This window comes from Dyadobacter sp. CY347, from assembly GCF_021502655.1.
GTDB lineage: Bacteria > Bacteroidota > Bacteroidia > Cytophagales > Spirosomataceae > Dyadobacter.
On record NZ_JAKFFT010000002.1, the window covers coordinates 495523 to 513322 of the forward strand.

General features: G+C 44.5%; 14 protein-coding genes and 1 riboswitch. Of the genes, 7 read left to right on the forward strand and 7 right to left on the reverse strand.

The features are described from left to right. Nucleotides 1-125 precede the first annotated feature (125 nt). Both treA and L0659_RS02880 read right to left on the reverse strand, forming a co-directional pair. Nucleotides 126-1673 (reverse strand): alpha,alpha-trehalase TreA, encoded by a 1548-nt coding sequence (treA, locus tag L0659_RS02875; RefSeq protein ID WP_235124105.1) that lies wholly within the window; start codon nucleotides 1671-1673, stop codon nucleotides 126-128. Between the two features lie 11 nt (nucleotides 1674-1684). After that, nucleotides 1685-2614, reverse strand: a complete 930-nt coding sequence (locus L0659_RS02880; protein WP_235124106.1) for a M20/M25/M40 family metallo-hydrolase — start codon at nucleotides 2612-2614, stop codon at nucleotides 1685-1687. A gap of 139 nt (nucleotides 2615-2753) precedes the next feature. Then, nucleotides 2754-2861, forward strand: a riboswitch (SAM riboswitch). A 124-nt stretch (nucleotides 2862-2985) separates the two neighbouring features. On the opposite strand from L0659_RS02880, the gene metX reads away from it, so the two are divergent. Further along, nucleotides 2986-4035 carry a homoserine O-acetyltransferase gene (gene metX / locus L0659_RS02885; RefSeq protein ID WP_235124107.1) on the forward strand — a complete coding sequence of 350 codons (1050 nt, stop codon included), beginning with the start codon at nucleotides 2986-2988 and terminating at the stop codon, nucleotides 4033-4035. Nucleotides 4036-4155: 120 nt separating this feature from the next. Here metX and L0659_RS02890 read toward each other — a convergent pair whose 3' ends face one another. From L0659_RS02890 to L0659_RS02910, 5 genes are all read right to left on the reverse strand, one after another. Then, nucleotides 4156-4926, reverse strand: coding sequence for a glycerophosphodiester phosphodiesterase family protein (locus L0659_RS02890; RefSeq protein WP_235124108.1), 771 nt, complete (start codon nucleotides 4924-4926; stop codon nucleotides 4156-4158). A 67-nt stretch (nucleotides 4927-4993) separates the two neighbouring features. Beyond that, a complete protein-coding gene (locus L0659_RS02895; protein WP_235124109.1) occupies nucleotides 4994-7324 on the reverse strand; it encodes an FdhF/YdeP family oxidoreductase in 2331 nt (776 codons plus the stop codon). A 2-nt stretch (nucleotides 7325-7326) separates the two neighbouring features. Next, entirely contained in the window at nucleotides 7327-7695 is a 369-nt protein-coding gene (locus L0659_RS02900; protein WP_235124110.1) for a DUF7009 family protein, read from the reverse strand. Beyond that, nucleotides 7692-8525, reverse strand: coding sequence for a formate dehydrogenase accessory sulfurtransferase FdhD (fdhD, locus tag L0659_RS02905; protein ID WP_235124111.1), 834 nt, complete (start codon nucleotides 8523-8525; stop codon nucleotides 7692-7694). The genes L0659_RS02900 and fdhD overlap by 4 nt, the downstream gene beginning before the upstream one ends. 4 nt (nucleotides 8526-8529) lie before the next feature. Continuing rightward, entirely contained in the window at nucleotides 8530-9156 is a 627-nt protein-coding gene (locus L0659_RS02910; protein ID WP_235124112.1) for a molybdenum cofactor guanylyltransferase, read from the reverse strand. Nucleotides 9157-9249: 93 nt separating this feature from the next. Here L0659_RS02910 and fdhA point away from each other — a divergent pair, with 93 nt between their 5' ends. The 6 genes from fdhA to L0659_RS02940 all read left to right on the forward strand — a co-directional run bounded on the left by fdhA (nucleotide 9250) and on the right by L0659_RS02940 (nucleotide 17792). After that, entirely contained in the window at nucleotides 9250-10440 is a 1191-nt protein-coding gene (fdhA, locus tag L0659_RS02915; protein ID WP_235124113.1) for a formaldehyde dehydrogenase, glutathione-independent, read from the forward strand. 78 nt (nucleotides 10441-10518) lie between these two features. Next, a complete protein-coding gene (locus tag L0659_RS02920) occupies nucleotides 10519-11562 on the forward strand; it encodes a hypothetical protein (protein WP_235124114.1) in 1044 nt (347 codons plus the stop codon). A gap of 147 nt (nucleotides 11563-11709) precedes the next feature. Then, entirely contained in the window at nucleotides 11710-14427 is a 2718-nt protein-coding gene (locus L0659_RS02925; protein ID WP_235124115.1) for a T9SS type A sorting domain-containing protein, read from the forward strand. A 57-nt stretch (nucleotides 14428-14484) separates the two neighbouring features. Then, nucleotides 14485-16083, forward strand: coding sequence for a T9SS type A sorting domain-containing protein (locus L0659_RS02930; RefSeq protein ID WP_235124116.1), 1599 nt, complete (start codon nucleotides 14485-14487; stop codon nucleotides 16081-16083). Nucleotides 16084-16187: 104 nt separating this feature from the next. Beyond that, complete coding sequence (mnmA, locus tag L0659_RS02935) at nucleotides 16188-17291, forward strand: tRNA 2-thiouridine(34) synthase MnmA (RefSeq protein WP_235124117.1); 1104 nt, start codon at nucleotides 16188-16190, stop codon at nucleotides 17289-17291. Nucleotides 17292-17405: 114 nt separating this feature from the next. Continuing rightward, nucleotides 17406-17792 (forward strand): hypothetical protein, encoded by a 387-nt coding sequence (locus L0659_RS02940; RefSeq protein ID WP_235124118.1) that lies wholly within the window; start codon nucleotides 17406-17408, stop codon nucleotides 17790-17792. Nucleotides 17793-17800: the final 8 nt, after the last annotated feature.

The window sequence follows — 17800 nt, forward strand, 5'->3', positions numbered from 1 at the left end:
TCAAAAAATGGGGTTAACAATACCAAGGTATTAAAAATATTCTCGATTAGAAGAAGTTGTCTCTGGAAATTTTCAATATTATTATTCGAATCAGATAATAATTTCAACAGCGGTTTGTGTGCAAACTAGCACTTTTTGTTTTTCATGCGGAGATAAACGCCATTGGTCCAGCCGAATCCTTCCTGAACTTCATACTCGCCTCCTCCGGCGATCAGATTGGTGTCTGAAACATTATATTTTTCCAGCAGTTTACCCGAATGCTTAAATTCTTTATCGACCAGCGCGATCCATTCTGCGGAGAGCTCATCCGCCGTCCGGTGAAAATTGTAGTTGCGCAAGCCCTTGTAAGTGATCCATTGCAGCGGCGCCCAGCCATTAGGCGCATCCCACTGCTGTCCCGACCTGATCGTGGTTGTCAGAAGCCCACCTGAACGCATGAAATTGAGCCGGATATACCCGCTCATATAATGCGATTGCGACTTGGTTGCCAGCTTGAAATACAATGGAAATGTGCCGGCTAATGTTACGGATTTTGTAAAATCTCTATTTTTGAAATCATAATCCATGAAAAAATTCCGCGAACCGTCCCAAAAGTAAGTGTGGATAGCAGCTGCCCTCAAACGGGCCTTTTCTTCATACTGCAAGTGCATTTTGGTATTATCATGCAAAAGATAAGCTTCTGCCAGCGCCTTTTCTAAATGATGCATCAGGCAGTTCAGGTCAACAGGGACGATATCTGTGGTGTGAATGCTCGCAAAATCATTTTCATCCGCAAACCATCTGCTGCTGAAATCCCAGCCCGATTCCGCCGCAGCGCGAATGTGCCTGAAAGTGGCTTCCGGAGCAGTTCCGTGTTTGTCCTTTGCCTCGGCACCCAGTTCCACATCTTCGCGGTAGGATTCCGGTCTTGGAGTGGCCTTATCGTCCCAGTAGCGGTTTAATAATGTGCCATTGGGTAATTTTACCAGTCTTCTGTGCGCTGTAAAGGACTCGTGTGTTCCGTCGTTTCGCATCCAGTAATCATATTCTTTCTGCAATTGGGGTAAATAGCGTTTCAGGATTTCATTTCCGGCCATATCGCTGTATAGCCGCACCATGAGGGAAAAGAATGGCGGTTGCGACCTGGTCAGATAGTAGGTCCTGTTGGCTGTGGGAATGTATCCGAAACTATCGATCAGATATGCGAAATTATTGACCATACTCTCGATCAGATCCGTTCGACCGGCTTCTTTCAGGCCGAGCATAGTAAAATAACTGTCCCAATAATAAATTTCCCGGAAACGTCCGCCGGGAACGACATAGGGAAATGGAAGCGGGATCAGCGAACCGCCACGCTCCTGGTTTTCAGGCTGGCGCGTGAGCACACTCCATAATCTGTCAATATTTTCCGAGGTGGATGAGCTTTTATCTGCTTGAAAGGTAGACACGATATGCGCCGGCATCCGAAAGTTCTGATCGATAAATGCTTGCAGGTCAAAACCTGGCTTGTCGTTTTCCTGATGGTATCTTTCAATGATCAGAACCGGATCTTCCAGCGGAATGGCGTCGGCGAAAGTTTTTGAATCTTCAAAAATATGACTGTGCTGGATATCACGAAAGAGCGTCCCGTACAGGTCTTCCGGTGAAACATGTGGTGAACCATACGTGAAGGCAGGAGCAATGAATCCGTACAAACTTTTGGTGGTTATATTACTGTTGTAAATTTCAGCTTCGGCAGTTTCATCGCATTCTCAATGAGTTGGATCTGAATGCCAAGAATGCCCGCAGCTGCATTATAATCTATTTTTTCCGGGTCGTCTGTGGGCTTATGGTAGTCGTCGTGGCCGCCTGTATGAAAGAAAAGCACGGGAATTTTTTTGGCATAAAATGACCCGTGATCGGAGCCGCCGCTTCCGGCTTTATCTGTAAAGAACTTGGTCCCGCTTTTTACATCCTTAAATATATCAGGCCATTCTTCACTGGTCCCAAAACCGCCAATCCCAACGCCCCGGCTTGCATCATAACGACCAATCATGTCCATATTGGTCATAAAATTGATTTTTTCCAATGGTATCGTAGGATTATTAACAAAATGCCGCGATCCCAGCAGTCCCAGCTCTTCCGCACCAAATGCAATAAAGAGAAAATTACACGGCTCCCGAACATTGTTTTTGGAAAAATACCGGGCAAGTTCCAGCAAACCCGCCACGCCCGAAGCATTATCATCGGCTCCGTTATGGATCTGGCCCTCAGGCTTCTCTGCTTTCGAACTTCCTTGTCTGCCCAAGCCCAGGTGATCAAAATGAGCGCCGATCACAATGGTGTTTGCACCGCCATTATCCAGAAAACCGATCACATTATTGGTTTCGCGCAAACTGTCGGGAACGACAACGCGGCGAACTTTGGCAGTAAATGGTTGGTAAAACCCGTTTGTTCCCCTGGGTTGAAGCTTGTATTTTTTGAACTGTTTGGCTACATATTCAGCCGCTTTTTTATTCTCCTTACTCCCGGTCCCGCGGCCCTGCATTTTGTCGGAAGAAAGCTTGTAAACGTGTTTGGAAAGATTGTCGGGAGAGGGCAGCTGGGCAAAGGCATTTTGGCAAATAAAACAAATCAGAAACAGAAAATTTTTCATCGAACGCAGTATCATGAATGGGCAAAGATAAACCTCCCCGGATGCCCTGCAAAATAGAATTTGTGCTTTTGTTTGCATTTTCAGGCATCTGCGCTTAATATTGCAGGATCAAGTCAATTGCTTCACCTTGTGTGCGATTGATTTATAAAGAAGAGGCGAGAGAATGGGCTCAATGAACCTCTGGCAACCTGCTACCACAATGGAGAAAGGTGCTAATTCCCACCTAAGTTATTAGGAGATATAAACTCAATTCGCGTGAACTTACAGTTAGAAATTTCCGTAAGCCGGATGGCTTTATTCTCGCATCTGTTCTGTGCATTCCACGGATCAGTCTGTTAAATTTTTGAATTAAAACCTGTGCTCTGGCACTTATGCAAGCGGAACAAAAAACATTTAAATATCCTTACGCCTATGCGCTGGAAATGGGCGGTGAATTGCCGGGCTTCGAGCTGTCATACACCACTTATGGAACGCAAAATGCTGAGAACAACAACATTGTCTGGATCTGTCATGCATTAACCGGCAGCTCCAACGCCGCCGAATGGTGGGATGGCCTGGTAGGGGACGATAAGTTTTTTGATCCTGCCAAATATTTCATTGTCTGTGTGAATGTATTAGGCTCCGCGTATGGCTCAACCGGCCCGCTGAGCATCAACCCCCGGACGCATAAACCTTTTTACAGAGCGTTCCCGACCATCACCGTCCGCGATGTGGTGGGTGCCATGGATCTGCTGCGGCAGGAAATGGAAATCAAAAAGATTAAGCTTTGTATAGGAGGCTCGCTGGGTGGCCAGCAGGCGCTGGAATGGGCTGTAGAAGTGCCCGATCTGTTCGAAGAACTGATCCTGATCGCTTCCAATGCGCTGCATTCGCCCTGGGGCATCGCTTTCAACGAATCGCAGCGGATGGCGATCGAGGCGGATCCGACATTTAATGATGGCACGGACGAAGCGGGCAGCATGGGCATGCGCGCTGCGAGGTCTATTGCATTGCTTTCATACAGAAATTACGACACTTATAACTTTACACAAGCACGCGATAATCCCGATCAGATCGATGATTTCCGGGCGTCATCTTACCAGCAATATCAGGGCGATAAGTTCGTGAAACGGTTTAATGCATATTCCTACTGGGTGCTTTCCAAGATCATGGATTCGCATAATGTGGGACGTAACCGCGGCGGAATTGTGCATGCATTGGGTTTGGTGAAAGCCAAAACATTGGTCTTAGGCATTAAATCCGACCTGCTATTCCCTTTATCGGAGCAGCAATTCCTGGCCCGGCACATTCCGGATGCTGTTTTTCAGGAAATCGACTCCTTATATGGTCACGACGGCTTTTTGATAGAATATAAGCAGCTTACACAAGTGATAAGAGCCTGGCAGGAAACAAATGGCAAGTTACAAACCGCAAGGATTTAAGCATTAAGACATAGAATGGGTCAGGACATTAAATGTGTTTAAGAAATTAAAAGCATTCAGAGATAATAAAAGCGCCGCTTGGAGATTTTTCCAAGCGGCGCTTTTTGTGTTATAGTAATGTTACTTCGTGATCTTCAAAAGCAATTCAGGCTCGTTGGTTGTAATGTAATCAACCCCTTTTTCCAGGAACCACTTCATTGATTCTTCGTCATTCACCGTCCAGACATTGGTAGTGAGCTTTTTGTCACGGATGGCGGCGATGTATTCAGGCTTTTTCTTTAACACATTCTGGTTATAATCAATGCCATCAAGTCCGGCAGCTTGAATTTCGTCCGGCGTTTTGTCTCCGTTCAGATATTCGACGTGTGCTTTTGGGGCGAGTTCTTTTACTTTTTTACAAACATCAAAATCAAATGCAATGTAATCCGTGATGTCTTCGACCTTCAACATTTTTACCATTTCAACACATTTCGTAGCCAGAGCCAATGAGCGTTCCTTGCCTATGGAAGAGGTTTTGATTTCAAGGATCAGGCGTGTTTTCTTCTGGTTTGCACCTGCTTTTAAATACGCTTCCAATGTTGGCAATGCAGTTCCATCTTCCAGTTTGATCTGGGAAAGCTCCTGGGAATTTGTCTTTTCAATGTGCGTTCCCTTAATGGAATGGTCATGATGCACATAAATAACCGAATCTGCGGACATATGCACGTCAAATTCACTTCCATAGCAGCCCAACTTGACCGCATGCTCCAATGCGCCGATGGAATTTTCTGTAACGCCTGTATTTTTCCACGCGCCACGATGTGCTATGACTTTATTTTTGTTTTGTGACATGCTTTCAAAAGTGGTCAGACTAAGCAAACCAACTGCAATGATGGACAAGAATTTTTTCATTTTTTCATTTTTTAAAGAACAGACCCGAAAATTAACGGTTGCTTCGGTCCGGGTTGTTAGCTCAATGTTAATTTTTTAAATGACCCAATGCATTCATATTTTTACGCAGGGTCAGAATCACCAGTTTGGACGTCGGCGTGTTGCTCTTATCAGCCACGCTGTTGATGGGGACGAGGACATTGGTTTCAGGGAAATAAGTCGCTGTGCAGCCTTCGGGAATGGGGTAGGGGACCACGACAAACTTATACGCAACGCGCTCAATGCCATCATAATGATTGTATAAATCCACCAGATCGCCGCTTTTCAGGTTTCGTTTTTCAATGTCATTTTCATTCATCAAAATCACGCGCCGCTCGTTGTGAATGCCCCGGTAACGATCATTCAAACCATAGATTGTGGTGTTAAATTGGTCATGGCTCCGGATTGTCATCATCATCAGCTCGTCGTCTTTTAGTTCAGGATTAAAGAGATTGCCGATATTGAAATGCGCCTTTTGGGATAATGTGTCAAAATTCCCGTCGCGGTTGCAATTGGGCAGATAAAATCCCCCGGGCATGCGAACGCGTTCGTTGTAATTGTCAAAACCTGGAATGGTCCTTTCAATGTCAGCACGGATCACGTCATAATCTTCGGCGTAAATGTCCCAGTTAATCCGGCTTTTTCTACCCAAAACCGCCTTGGCAAGTCTGCAAACTATCACCGGCTCGCTCAATAACTGATCTGAAACGGGAGGCAGAACGCCCCTGGAAAGCTGGATCACGCCCATCGAATTTTCACAAGAAATAGAGCGGTTTTCATCCTGATGCATGTCCATATCGCTCCTGCCGAGGCAAGGAAGGATCAATGCTTGCTCGCCGGTTACCAAGTGGCTCCGGTTCAGTTTGGTTGAAACGTGCACGGTCAGCCGGCATTTGCTGAGCGCTTCGGCGGTAAATCTTGTGTCAGGCGTAGCACTCAAAAAGTTACCACCCATCGCAAAAAACACTTTCGCCGAACCCTCATGCATGGCCTTAATGGACTCCACAACGTCAAAACCATGCTTTCGGGGAGGCGAAAAACGGAAGTTGCGCTCGATGGAATCCAGGAATTTTTCGGATGGTTTTTCAAATATCCCCATCGTCCGGTCCCCTTGCACATTGCTGTGGCCGCGCACGGGGCATGTGCCTGCACCCGGTTTGCCAATGCTGCCCTTCAGTAATAGCAGATTAACAATTTCTTTGATTGTGTCAACAGCATTTTTGTGCTGCGTCAAACCCATCGCCCAGCAGGCAATGATCTTGCTTTTTCCGGCTAGTACGCGCGCAACCTGTTGAACCTGAGCCAAAGAAATGCCGCTTATTTGTGCGAGTTCCTCGGCATTCTGTTCTTTCAAATGCGCGATGAACTCGTTGTAGCCTTCTGTATTATTTGCTATAAAATTCCGGTCGAAGACCATTCCCGGATTGCTTTCTTCCTCTTGAAGCATCAGTATTTCAATGGCTTTCAGCAGTGCCAGGTCACCATTGATTTTTACTTGCAGAAAAATGTCGGTCAGCGCAGGATTAGCGCCTAAGATTCCCTGAACGGTCTGCGGATTATTAAAGCCCATCAAACCCGTTTCAGGCAACGGATTAATCGAAATGATAGTAGCACCATTCGCTTTTGCCTTTTGCAATGCCGTAAGCATACGCGGATGATTAGTGCCCGGATTTTGACCTAGAATCATGATCACCTCGGCTTCGTAAAAGTCGTCGAGCTTCACCGAGCCTTTGCCGATGCCCAGCGATTCTCCCAGCGCAACGCCGCTGCTTTCATGACACATATTGCTGCAATCGGGCAGGTTATTGGTCCCGAATTCCCGCACAAAAAGTTGATACAGGAAGGCTGCCTCATTGCTTGTCCGGCCCGAAGTGTAAAAAATCGCTTCGTCCGGTGAGGCTAGCCTGTTCAGTTCCAATGCAATTTTTTCAAAAGCAGCTTTCCACGAAATGGGCTGATAGAATTTTCCACCGGGCGGCAAAAACATCGGTGCAGCAATCCGGCCTTTCCCGCCAATCTCGTAATCAGACAGCTTTCCCAATGCTTCAACCGAATTTTGGGCAAAAAAACCCGCGTCCAGTTTCTTTAATGTTGCTTCCTCCGCAACCGCCCTGGCGCCATTCTCACAATATTCCGCAATGCCGGAGCGCTCATCGTCCGGATCTGGCCAGGCACAGCTTGGACAATCAAAACCGCCTTTTTTGTTCAGGTTAAAAAGCGCTTTCATGCCGCGCTGCACGCCTGCTTCGCTAATGGTTTTCTGGAAACTGGAAATGACTGCCGGAATTCCGGCGGCCACCTTCATTATTTCTGTCTTGCGCAGGCCGGTTAATTTATCAGGATTTTCGGCTCCGGGGATATTACTTTGGTCATTGGACATGATTAGCAGGTTTTTGCAGGGTTTTCGTAGTTATCCGATTGGTCCTCAGTAACATTATCCAGGCATTTGAAATCTTTTTCTATCAATAATTTCAAACTCCCTTCTTTACCAAACAACATTTCACCGTCATAACCCACAACATGGTTATCCGCCCAACCGTCAGTTAGTGGCCCGGGAATGCTTAGCAGGATTTTGCCATTTTGGAACTCGGCGGAGAGCTTGGATACATCAGCAGATTTTTTCACAGCATAAATAAAAAGGGAATCACCAAAAGGCGTGACTTCTTCCAGGTAACCTTCTGCACTCAGTTTCTGAATGTCTGTCCTGCTCAGTCTATAACGCACAGAATTGCGTTGAATGCGTATTTTCATAATTCTGAAATTCTTTCGAAACCTGAGTAAATATTGAATTTGTCATTTTTTAAAAAACCGATCAGCGTCATATTGCTTTCTTCGGCCAGCTTCACGGCCAGGCTAGATGGTGCCCCAATGGCCGCTACAATCTTTATTCCAGCCATTCCCGCTTTTTGAATGAGCTCAAAACTTGCCCTTCCGCTCAAAAGCAGGATTTTGTCTGCAAGCGGAAGCAAGCCATTGAGCAGCGCATTTCCAACCAGTTTGTCCAGAGCATTATGCCTGCCCACATCTTCCCGCAGCGCAATAAAATGGCCATTAACATCAAAAAGCGCCGAGGCATGCAGTCCGCCTGTGCTTTCAAAAATGCTTTGCTGCACATTCAGCTTATCCTTCAACGAAAAGATCACTTTCCTGCTCACCAGCAATGTGTTATCATTATTTTGATATGCCGAAATGGTCTTGATTGCATCAATGCTGGTCTTTCCGCAAACGCCGCAACTGGATGTTGTATAGAAATTTCTTTCCAGTGAATTGATCATTGGCACAAAGTCATCGGCCAGGTCAACAACTACTTTATTTTCATCAAAAATATCATTTGCAGCCACCTTAACCTGGCTTTTTTCTGCAATAATGCCTTCTGTAAACAAAAAACCAACCGCCAGCTCGTCATCATTGCCAGGTGTCCGCATGGTTACAGAAATGCTTTTCTTAATCTTCTTTCCAGACTCAATGTAGGAAAGCTGAATTTCCAGCGGTTCTTCCACCGCCAGATCGTCTTCCGCATCCTGGCTGTCGCTGCTTGTTATTATTCTTATGCGCTGTTGCGCTATCGCTTGGATCTCCATTTTATTATTTTTCAATATGAACATTGAGAGCCGCTTTAACCTGATCGTAAACCTCAGGCGTATCGACGCTGATCATTACTTTCTCTGATTTGGGAATGTATTTTTCAGCATGAATCTCCCGCAAAAAATGCTGTAAGCTGTGATGCCCGCGCTCGAAACGTTCAAACAGAAGGGGCGCCGCCTCCTTTGCATACCATGCGAGTAATGGCTCATATTTTCCATCTGCATTGTAGAACGCCGCAGCAATGGAGCCTGTTTGAATGGATGATAAAAATTCCGTCAGAGCATCTGGGGTAAGAAAAGGATAATCGCAGCCTGCTACCAGAAAGTCAGCATTGGGGTAGGTTTTGAATGCGGACAGCAATGCTGCCATGGGGCCAATGTCCTCATATTCAGGTAGGTCGGTAATTATTTTGTTATTTTCAAAAATTGCAGCCTGCGTGGGGTTACAGGATAAAAATACTTCTGTACAAATTGGCGATAGAAGAATAACAACGCGGTCGGCCTGCGGAATATCGAAATATTGCAGCTGGCTCTTATCTGTGCCCATCCGCAAACTTTTGCCCCCACAAACCGCCAAACCGTATAATGCCATAGTCCTCACAATAAATGTCACGTCTAATTTAATCATTTGTCTCGTAAACGGGGAATTTTGTTAAATTTGAAATTATCCTATAAAAAATATTGCAAAACCGATTATTTCTAAACTTAACCCATCATTACTATGTGTCAAAATCATGGAGTCGCCTACATCAAACCGGGCGAGGTTGAAATTCAGGAAATTGAGTATCCCAAACTGGCTTTGGGCGACAGGAAATGCGAACACGGTGTGATTTTGAAAATCGTGTCTACCAACATTTGCGGAAGCGACCAGCATATGGTCCGTGGGCGGACGACTGCTCCGGCCGGGTTGGTTTTGGGTCATGAGATTACTGGAATCGTGATTGAAGCAGGTAGGGATGTGGAGTTTATCAAAATGGGCGACCTGGTTTCGGTCCCTTTCAACATTGCTTGCGGAAGATGCCGGAATTGCAAGGTTGGACAGACTGGAATTTGCTTAAACGTAAACCCGGCACGACCGGGTGCTGCATACGGATATGTGGATATGGGTGGCTGGGTAGGTGGCCAGGCAGAATATGTAATGGTTCCTTATGCCGACTTCAACCTGCTCAAATTTCCCGATAAGGATCAGGGAATGGCTTATATTAAGGATCTTACATTGCTTTCGGATATTTTTCCAACCGGGTTTCATGGTGCCGTCATGGCAGGCGTCGGGCCCGGTTCTATCGTTTATGTTGCCGGGGCCGGACCGGTTGGATTGGCCTGTGCCGCTTCCTGTCATTTGCTGGGTGCTGCGGTGGTCATTGTGGGTGATATGATCCAGGAAAGGCTGGATCAGGCCAAAAGTTTCGGCTGCGAAGTAATTGATTTAACCAAAGACACACCGTTAGAACAAGCGATTGCGGCCATTGTAGGCGTTCCGGAAGTGGATTGTTTTGTGGATTGTGTGGGTTTTGAAGCCCGCGGACATGGCAGTAATGCCGGAACCGAGATGCCAGCAACAGTTTTGAACACGGCTATGGCTGTTACAAGAGCGGGTGGTGCGATCGGAATTCCCGGTTTGTATGTGACTGGCGACCCGGGTGCGAAAGATAAAGCGGCGCAGGAAGGCAGTTTGAGCATTCGTATCGGGTTAGGCTGGGCTAAATCGCATTCTTTTTATACAGGCCAATGTCCGGTGATGAAATACCATCGCTCGTTAATGAATGCGATTTTATATGACAAAATTAAGATCGCAAAAGCCGTAAATGTGGAAGTGATCACCTTGCAGGATGCGCCGAGGGGCTACAAGGATTTTGACAAAGGCGCAGCTAAAAAGTTTGTGATCGATCCGCATAATATGATCATGAATTAAGGGGTTTTTTACAGAGGGAAAAGGAGAGGTGCAGACTTGTGCTTCTCCTTTTTTCATTATTAAATGTTAACTTCCTGTATGGAACAAGGTGATGTTAAGATATTAAAGAAGAAACCAATTTATCCTGTCAGCGCTGAGCTGCGGAAATATCTGCGTTTTTACCAGCGCGACGCCAAGCTGCCGGTAGGCTATGTAGACCTGCTTAATTTTTACGAATCCTTTCCTGTGATGGACAAATTTGGAAAGGACACGCTTTGGGAAAGCCCGCTTTATCCGCCGCATGAGATCGACAGGCTGCATAGCGGCTTGAAAAAGGCGTATGCCATGTTAAAAGCATCCGGTAACCTCCGCATTGTTGAACACAAATACATTGACCGCATTGATTATTGCAAATTCGGCAACTCTAATCCGTTCAGGATCAAGATCGTAAACCGGCTGAATGACATTTACGATTATTTTTATGTCAAAAAAGCAGATGCGTCCAGGATCTATGGATTGGAGCTGGAAGAGATTTTTTCTCCAAACCAGGTCAATTATCTCGTCGATGGCGACAGCCTGATAGAAGAGCACATTGCCGGAATTCCGGGTGATGAATTTGCCAAAACACGCCTGCGCGAGCCGGACTACAATCCCATCCGTATCGCCAAAGAATTCGTAAAATTCAACGAACGTTGCATGATCACATTGCTTGGCGACATGCGTTCCTACAATTTCGTCATGCAGATCACCCCCGATTTCGACGATTTCCAGTTCCGCCTGCGCGCCATCGACTTTGACCAGCAGTTTTACGAAGGCAACATTAAAGTTTATATGCCCCAATTTTTCAAAGAAAACCGGCCCTATGTAGAGCTTGCCATGGAATATCTGACCGACAAAACGGTCCTTCAATATCAGCAGGAAGAACAGTCGTCCATCATGTATCAGGCCAGGAGCGAAAGATACCGCCTCAAAGAACTTCGCGATGTCTCCATCAAGGACAACATTTCAACGGTTGACAACATTCACCAGCTGCGCGAGGGGCTCTTCAAACATTATTCAGACAACCAATATCACCAATGCGAGAGCATGACGGATATTATTGAGCTAAATATCAAGAACGTGATCCGGCAGGTGAATGCGTAGGAACCAGCAACCGGTGGATAAATCTTATTAACCGGTTAAAAATTAGTAACTTATAGCTAACGTATATTGTAACCAAATGGTTATTATTGTATAAGTTTATTCAGAATTTTATACTTTTTAATCGTTACATTATATACAATTCAGGCTATGAAAAAAATCTTTACGCTCTGCATTTGTTTCGTAGTTGTGTTGAGTGTGGCGCAGGCGAAGACTTGTGGCGTTGGTGGTATCACATTTGGTACCCAAGCCAGTATTGATAATTTTAACGCAAACAATCCTGGATGCACACAAGTGCTCGGGCCTGTAACGATTTCGGGTCCTGACATTGTCAATCTAAACGGATTGGCGGCTATTGTCACGATTGCAGGTGATCTTACAATACAGAATAATCCGCTCCTGACAAGCCTCAATGGATTAGGATCGCTAACTGATATTCTTCCGGGTGATTACATCGGTCAACTCATCATACAAAATAATCCAGGTTTGACGAATCTTACAGGTCTGGGTGCTTTACAGAATATTAATCACAATTTCAGTGTACGACAATGTGATGCGTTAACAAGCTTGAGTGGTTTGACAGCATTGGAAACCATTGGAGAAGGCGTGTCCATTGACGGGTGCCCTTTGTTAAAGAACTTAAATGGTCTGGAAGCAATCACATCTTTAAAGTCAATGTCGATTGGCTCGAACGCAGGTTTGACAAGCCTGGGTGGTCTAGAATCGCTCAATTTTTTAGGGTTTTTCCAGGATTTCAAAGGGATTTCAAATTACAATGCGCTGAGCTCAATTACAGCTTTGCCTTACGGGTTCGAGGTCGTTTACAGCAATGGATTTACCGGGCTTGAAAACGTCACTTCAATAGGAGGGCCTTGTACTTTTTCATTTTGCAATAGTCTCAACGGTCTCCCAGCATTGAAAACGATTTCTGGAACACTCTATATTGTAGATTGTCAGATATCAAACCTCAATGCCTTTTATGCGCTTGAAAGTATAGGCGGATTGGATCTCGAGAACAATGAAAATCTTTCCCAATGCAATATTCAAAGTATATGTAAGCTGCTTGCGGATAGCCCGGGAGATGCCATTATTGGCAATAATGCTTCCGGATGTACAGCCCCTGAAATTTCGTCTTCTATGACTTGTGAGGGTATTGTAGCCGAAACTGATATTGTCAATTTTGAGGGTGTTAAGGTTTTGACAACAATTGAGCTTACCTGGCAGACTAGCTCTGAAACTGATGTGCTAGGTTTTGCAGTGGAAAGAAGTACCACTCCCAATGCTTTTGTTCAAATTGGTTATGTATTTACCGAGGGAGATTCGCCTAACCCGCAATCCTATAGTTTTAATGATTACATGTCAAACCTGCAGAATTACTATCGTTTAAAAGAGGAGAAGGTGAACGGCGACTTTTCTTATTCGGACATTATTTATGTGGAAGGGAATGTTCCTACTTGCCCTGTTGGAGGGGTAGTTTTTTCGACGCAGGCGAGTATAGATCAATTCAGTACGAATTATCCGGCCTGCACATCGATTGTTGGCGACGTATACATAGGAGGGAGTACTATTACAAATTTAAATGGTTTAGCATCTGTAACGAGCATTGCTGGTACGCTGCGGATTGCTAATTCGCCGGCGTTATCGAATTTTTCTGGTCTTGATGCTTTAACTTCTGTAACTTTTAGTGGGGATCCTCAGGATCCATTTAATGTCTCCGGAAATATTGTTCTCAACCAACTCCCGCTCATTACAAGTTTGGATGGACTTGGTGCACTGACAACGATTGCCGGGAGGCTTGACATAAGTTACCTTCAAAATTTAACTTCATTAGCGGGTGTTGAAAATTTGACGACAATCGGCATAGGATTAAGCGTTACTGCAACTAAATTAGTCGACTTAACCGGAATGAAGAACCTGCAAACTTTTCAATTTCTAGGTTTTTCAGAAAATTCTCTTTTAACAAGTTTCAATGGTTTGCCACCAGTAACTAATTTTAGTTTGTCGTTGTCAGCAAATCCGAATTTAATCGATTTTACCGGATTAGAATTTGTCACTAACCTGACACGGCTAGAGATAGCTGGTGTCGGGCCCAGCAGCTTTACCGGTTTGAGTTCGATCGAATCAATAGAGCAGATTCGTTTGACTAATACCAATTTTACGAGTCTAGTAGGAATCGAAAATATCGATCCTGCTGAAATTACCAGTCTCTACCTTAGAAATTCAGCCCTCTTATCAGCTTGCAACGTAAAAAGTCTTTGCATTTACTTAGCTGATCCGAATAATGCAGCCACTATTTCAAATAATGGAGTAGAATGCTCCACCAGACAAGAAATCATCTCCTCCGAAACCTGCATTGCTATTTTGCCAGTTCATTTGATAAGTTTTGAGGGGAAATCGGATGCGAAGGGCAATGTACTAACCTGGAAAACAGCCTCCGAGACAAAAAATAAAGGTTTTGAAATTGAACGCAGTACAAACCCAACTTCTTTCCAAAAAATAGGTTTTGTGGAAGGAAATGGGGATGCGAATGAGGAGAATAACTATTCATTTACTGATCCTAACCCCGGAACAATCACTTATTACCGCCTCAAACAAATTGATTTTGACGGCACATTTGAGCATTCTAAAATCATTGCGCTCCGGAATGGTCAGGGTACTGCGAAAGTATATCCAAATCCTTCACGCGGAACGCTCCACATTGAAAGTAAAGACAAAAACCAACCTTACTCCATCAGAAACGTACAAGGCTTCTCGGTTATAGAATCTTCTGTTCTGCCTTCAAAACCGCTGGATATGAGTTCGCTGCAAAATGGTTTGTATCTGATCACGGTGGGGAAAGAGGTGTTTAAAGTGGCTGTGCAAAATTAAATTTCCCTGAACGTATGCCACATTTTCACAAGTTTTTGAAACGCTGACTTTTAAATTATGAAAAAATATTTCGGGCTAACATCTTTATTCATCTTTTATTTCTTCGTTGCGAAAGCTCAATACTGTGGTTCAAACGGGATTGCCTTGACCAGTCAGGCTGATGTTGATAATTTTTCAACTGCTTATCCAGGATGTCAAATAATCACCAGCTATCTCTTTGTCAGCGGAAATGATATTGTCAATTTAAACGGGTTGGGTCAGATCAACCAAATTACCGGAAATCTTCAAATTTGGAATAATCCAAACTTGACAACGCTGTCAGGCCTAAGTGCACTCGAGAACATTGTTTCTGATTTCGAAATTAGGGGTAATGCAGCATTGGAATCGCTATCAGGCCTGCCAAAGCTAAATCACATTTCCGGAGCCTTTCAAATTAGATTTAATGATGTGTTATTGGATTTGAAAGGTCTGCCTGCCCTCAGTGGTGCTTCTATCGGAGAATTATATGTCACCGATAACCCGGCTTTGGTAAGTTTAGATGGGCTCCAAAAACTTACATATTTAAAAAGGTTAGAAATTTTGTCAAATCCATCATTAACCAGTATTTCAGCATTATCGGCAGTTACACATGTTGCGGGCAGCGTATTCGTAAGTTATAATGATGCTTTAACATCTTTAAGCGGTTTAAGCGCAATAAAGAAAATAGATGGTTCTTTATACATTTCCGGCTTCAAGGGCAACTCTATTGGGCTAAATGCATTAACATCTGTTGGAGGAGATCTAAACTTTTTTGGGAATTCAGTTAAAAGTATAAATGGGTTCGAAAAACTTGGGCAAATAAAAGGGAACTTTCATTTAATGAGCAATCCCGATTTGGAGAATTTGACAGCATTGAAGACGCTTACTTCATTAGGCGGCAACCTCAATATTCAAGGTAATCCAAGCCTTACCAGTTTAGAGGGACTGGATAATTTAAACCCTTCTGAAATTTCTGAGATTATAATAGCAAACTCAACTTCACTCTCAAATTGCGGGATTCAAAGTATATGCAAATTTTTATCGAACCCTGCCCACCAGGCGTACATCACAACCAATGCTTCAGGTTGTAATTCCAGGCAGGAAATTAGTGAATCGGGCGTATGCATCGCCTTCCCAGTTGAATTAATAGAGTTTAAAGTCGTTAGTGTTGGTGAAGGCAACAAACTTGTCTGGAAAACAGCCTCCGAGACAAAAAACAAAGGCTTTGAAATAGAGCGCAGTACAAACCCAACTGCATTCCAAAAAATAGGTTTTGTGGAAGGAAACGGAGACGCAAATGAGGAGAACACCTATTCATTTACTGATCCTAACCCCGGAACAATCACTTACTACCGACTAAAACAACTGGATTTCGACGGTACATTTGAGCATTCTAAAATCATCGCGGTCAGGAACGGTCAGGGTGCTGCGAAAGTATATCCAAATCCTTCGCGCGGGACGCTCCACATTGAAAGTAAGGACAAAAACCAACCTTACTCCATCAGAAACGTGCAAGGCTTCTCGGTTATGGAATCTTCTGTTCTGCCTTCAAAACCGCTGGATATGAGTTCGCTGCAAAATGGTTTGTATCTGATCACGGTGGGAAAAGATGTGTTTAAAGTGGCTGTGCAAAATTAATAAGCTTTATCCGTACTTTTGTGAAACCTGTAGCAGCGCTTGACTGTTACAAATTTTCAACTTAAACAAAATCGGAAGGCATTCAACCTTCGCAGATTCCCGGAATGAGCAAACACGGACGTATTTTAGTCGCCATGAGTGGCGGCATCGACAGCTCTCTCGCAGCTGTTATGTTACACGAACAAGGTTATGAGGTCATTGGTATGACCATGAAAACCTGGGATTATGCCAGCAGCGGTGGTACAAAAAAAGAAACCGGTTGCTGCTCCCTCGATTCCATCAACGACGCCCGGACTATTGCGGTCGAGTTGGGGTTTCCGCATTACATTCTGGATATCCGCGCCGAATTTGGTGATTATGTGATCGATCACTTTACAGGAGAATACCTGGAAGGCCGCACGCCTAATCCATGCGTTTTATGCAACACCCACATTAAATGGGATGCGCTTTTAAAACGCGCCGACCGCCTGGATTGCGAGCACATTGCGACGGGGCATTACGCCAATATGCAATTCCATGATGGCCGTCATTATGTTTCCAAAGGCATTGACAGCTGGAAAGACCAAAGCTATGTGCTTTGGGGCGTTTCCCAGGAAAGCCTTGCGCGCACGAAGCTGCCATTGGGTTATCTGCATAAATCGGAAATCCGCGAAATGGCGCGAGAAAGAGGTTTTATTGATCTTGTTAATAAATCAGAAAGCTATGAGATATGCTTCGTGCCGGATAATGATTACAGGGGATTTTTGAAAAGAAGGATTCCTGGATTAGAGGCTGAGGTTGCCGGTGGAAATTTCGTCTTTGAAGACGGTACAATCGTGGGAAAACATGAAGGTTACCCATTTTACACAGTTGGCCAACGCAAAGGACTGGGCATTGCATTAGGCAAACCTGCTTTTGTCACCGAGATCAGAAAAGATACAAATGAAGTCGTTCTAGGCGATCTGCCAGATCTGTTCAGGGACGGAATGTATGTGAGCAAGCTGAATCTGCAAAAATACGCTTCTCTCGAAAAGCCGCTCGAAACAGTGACCAAAGTGCGCTACAAGCACGACGGAACGCCTGCAACAATCGAGCAAATCGAGCCGGATAAAATTGTCGCCAGATTTCATGATGGTGTCAATGGCATCGCCCCTGGACAAGCTGCTGTATTTTATGAAGGAGACGACGTTGTTGGTGGTGGGTGGATTATGAAGAGTTTCCGGCAGTAGTAAACTTCCCAAGTCTTCAAGATTTGGGAAGTTCAGGCCGTAATTTGGGCCGTCATATTATTATTTTACTCAATAGTTCCTCTGTATTGTTTCATCAACAGCTGAAATTTACAGATGGATTTAAATTTCTTGCGCCGGATGGCGAGGGATCGAGTAAAAAGGGATTTGGTAGCAGAAAATGTTGGAATTTACCGAGCTGAACTCAACGCCGAGATTAAGTTCAACATGGTTGGGATCAAAGAGTGTATTAATCAGCCATTTACTCCTTACCAAGGAAAAATTCATTTACTGATCAATGGATTAGAGGATTCTTTAAGAGAGGCTACTTATGTTGGGTTTACCTCGAACCAAAACCATCAAAAGCAACATGTAATCGGATATCACTTTTTTGAAACGCAAATAGGCGGAAAAAATGCTTATTTCAATATCCAGATGACCGTTCAAAATCAATTCTTTCTGTATTCAATAACAGAATCGATACGCTGGGAGACTTTGGAATAAAAAAACAC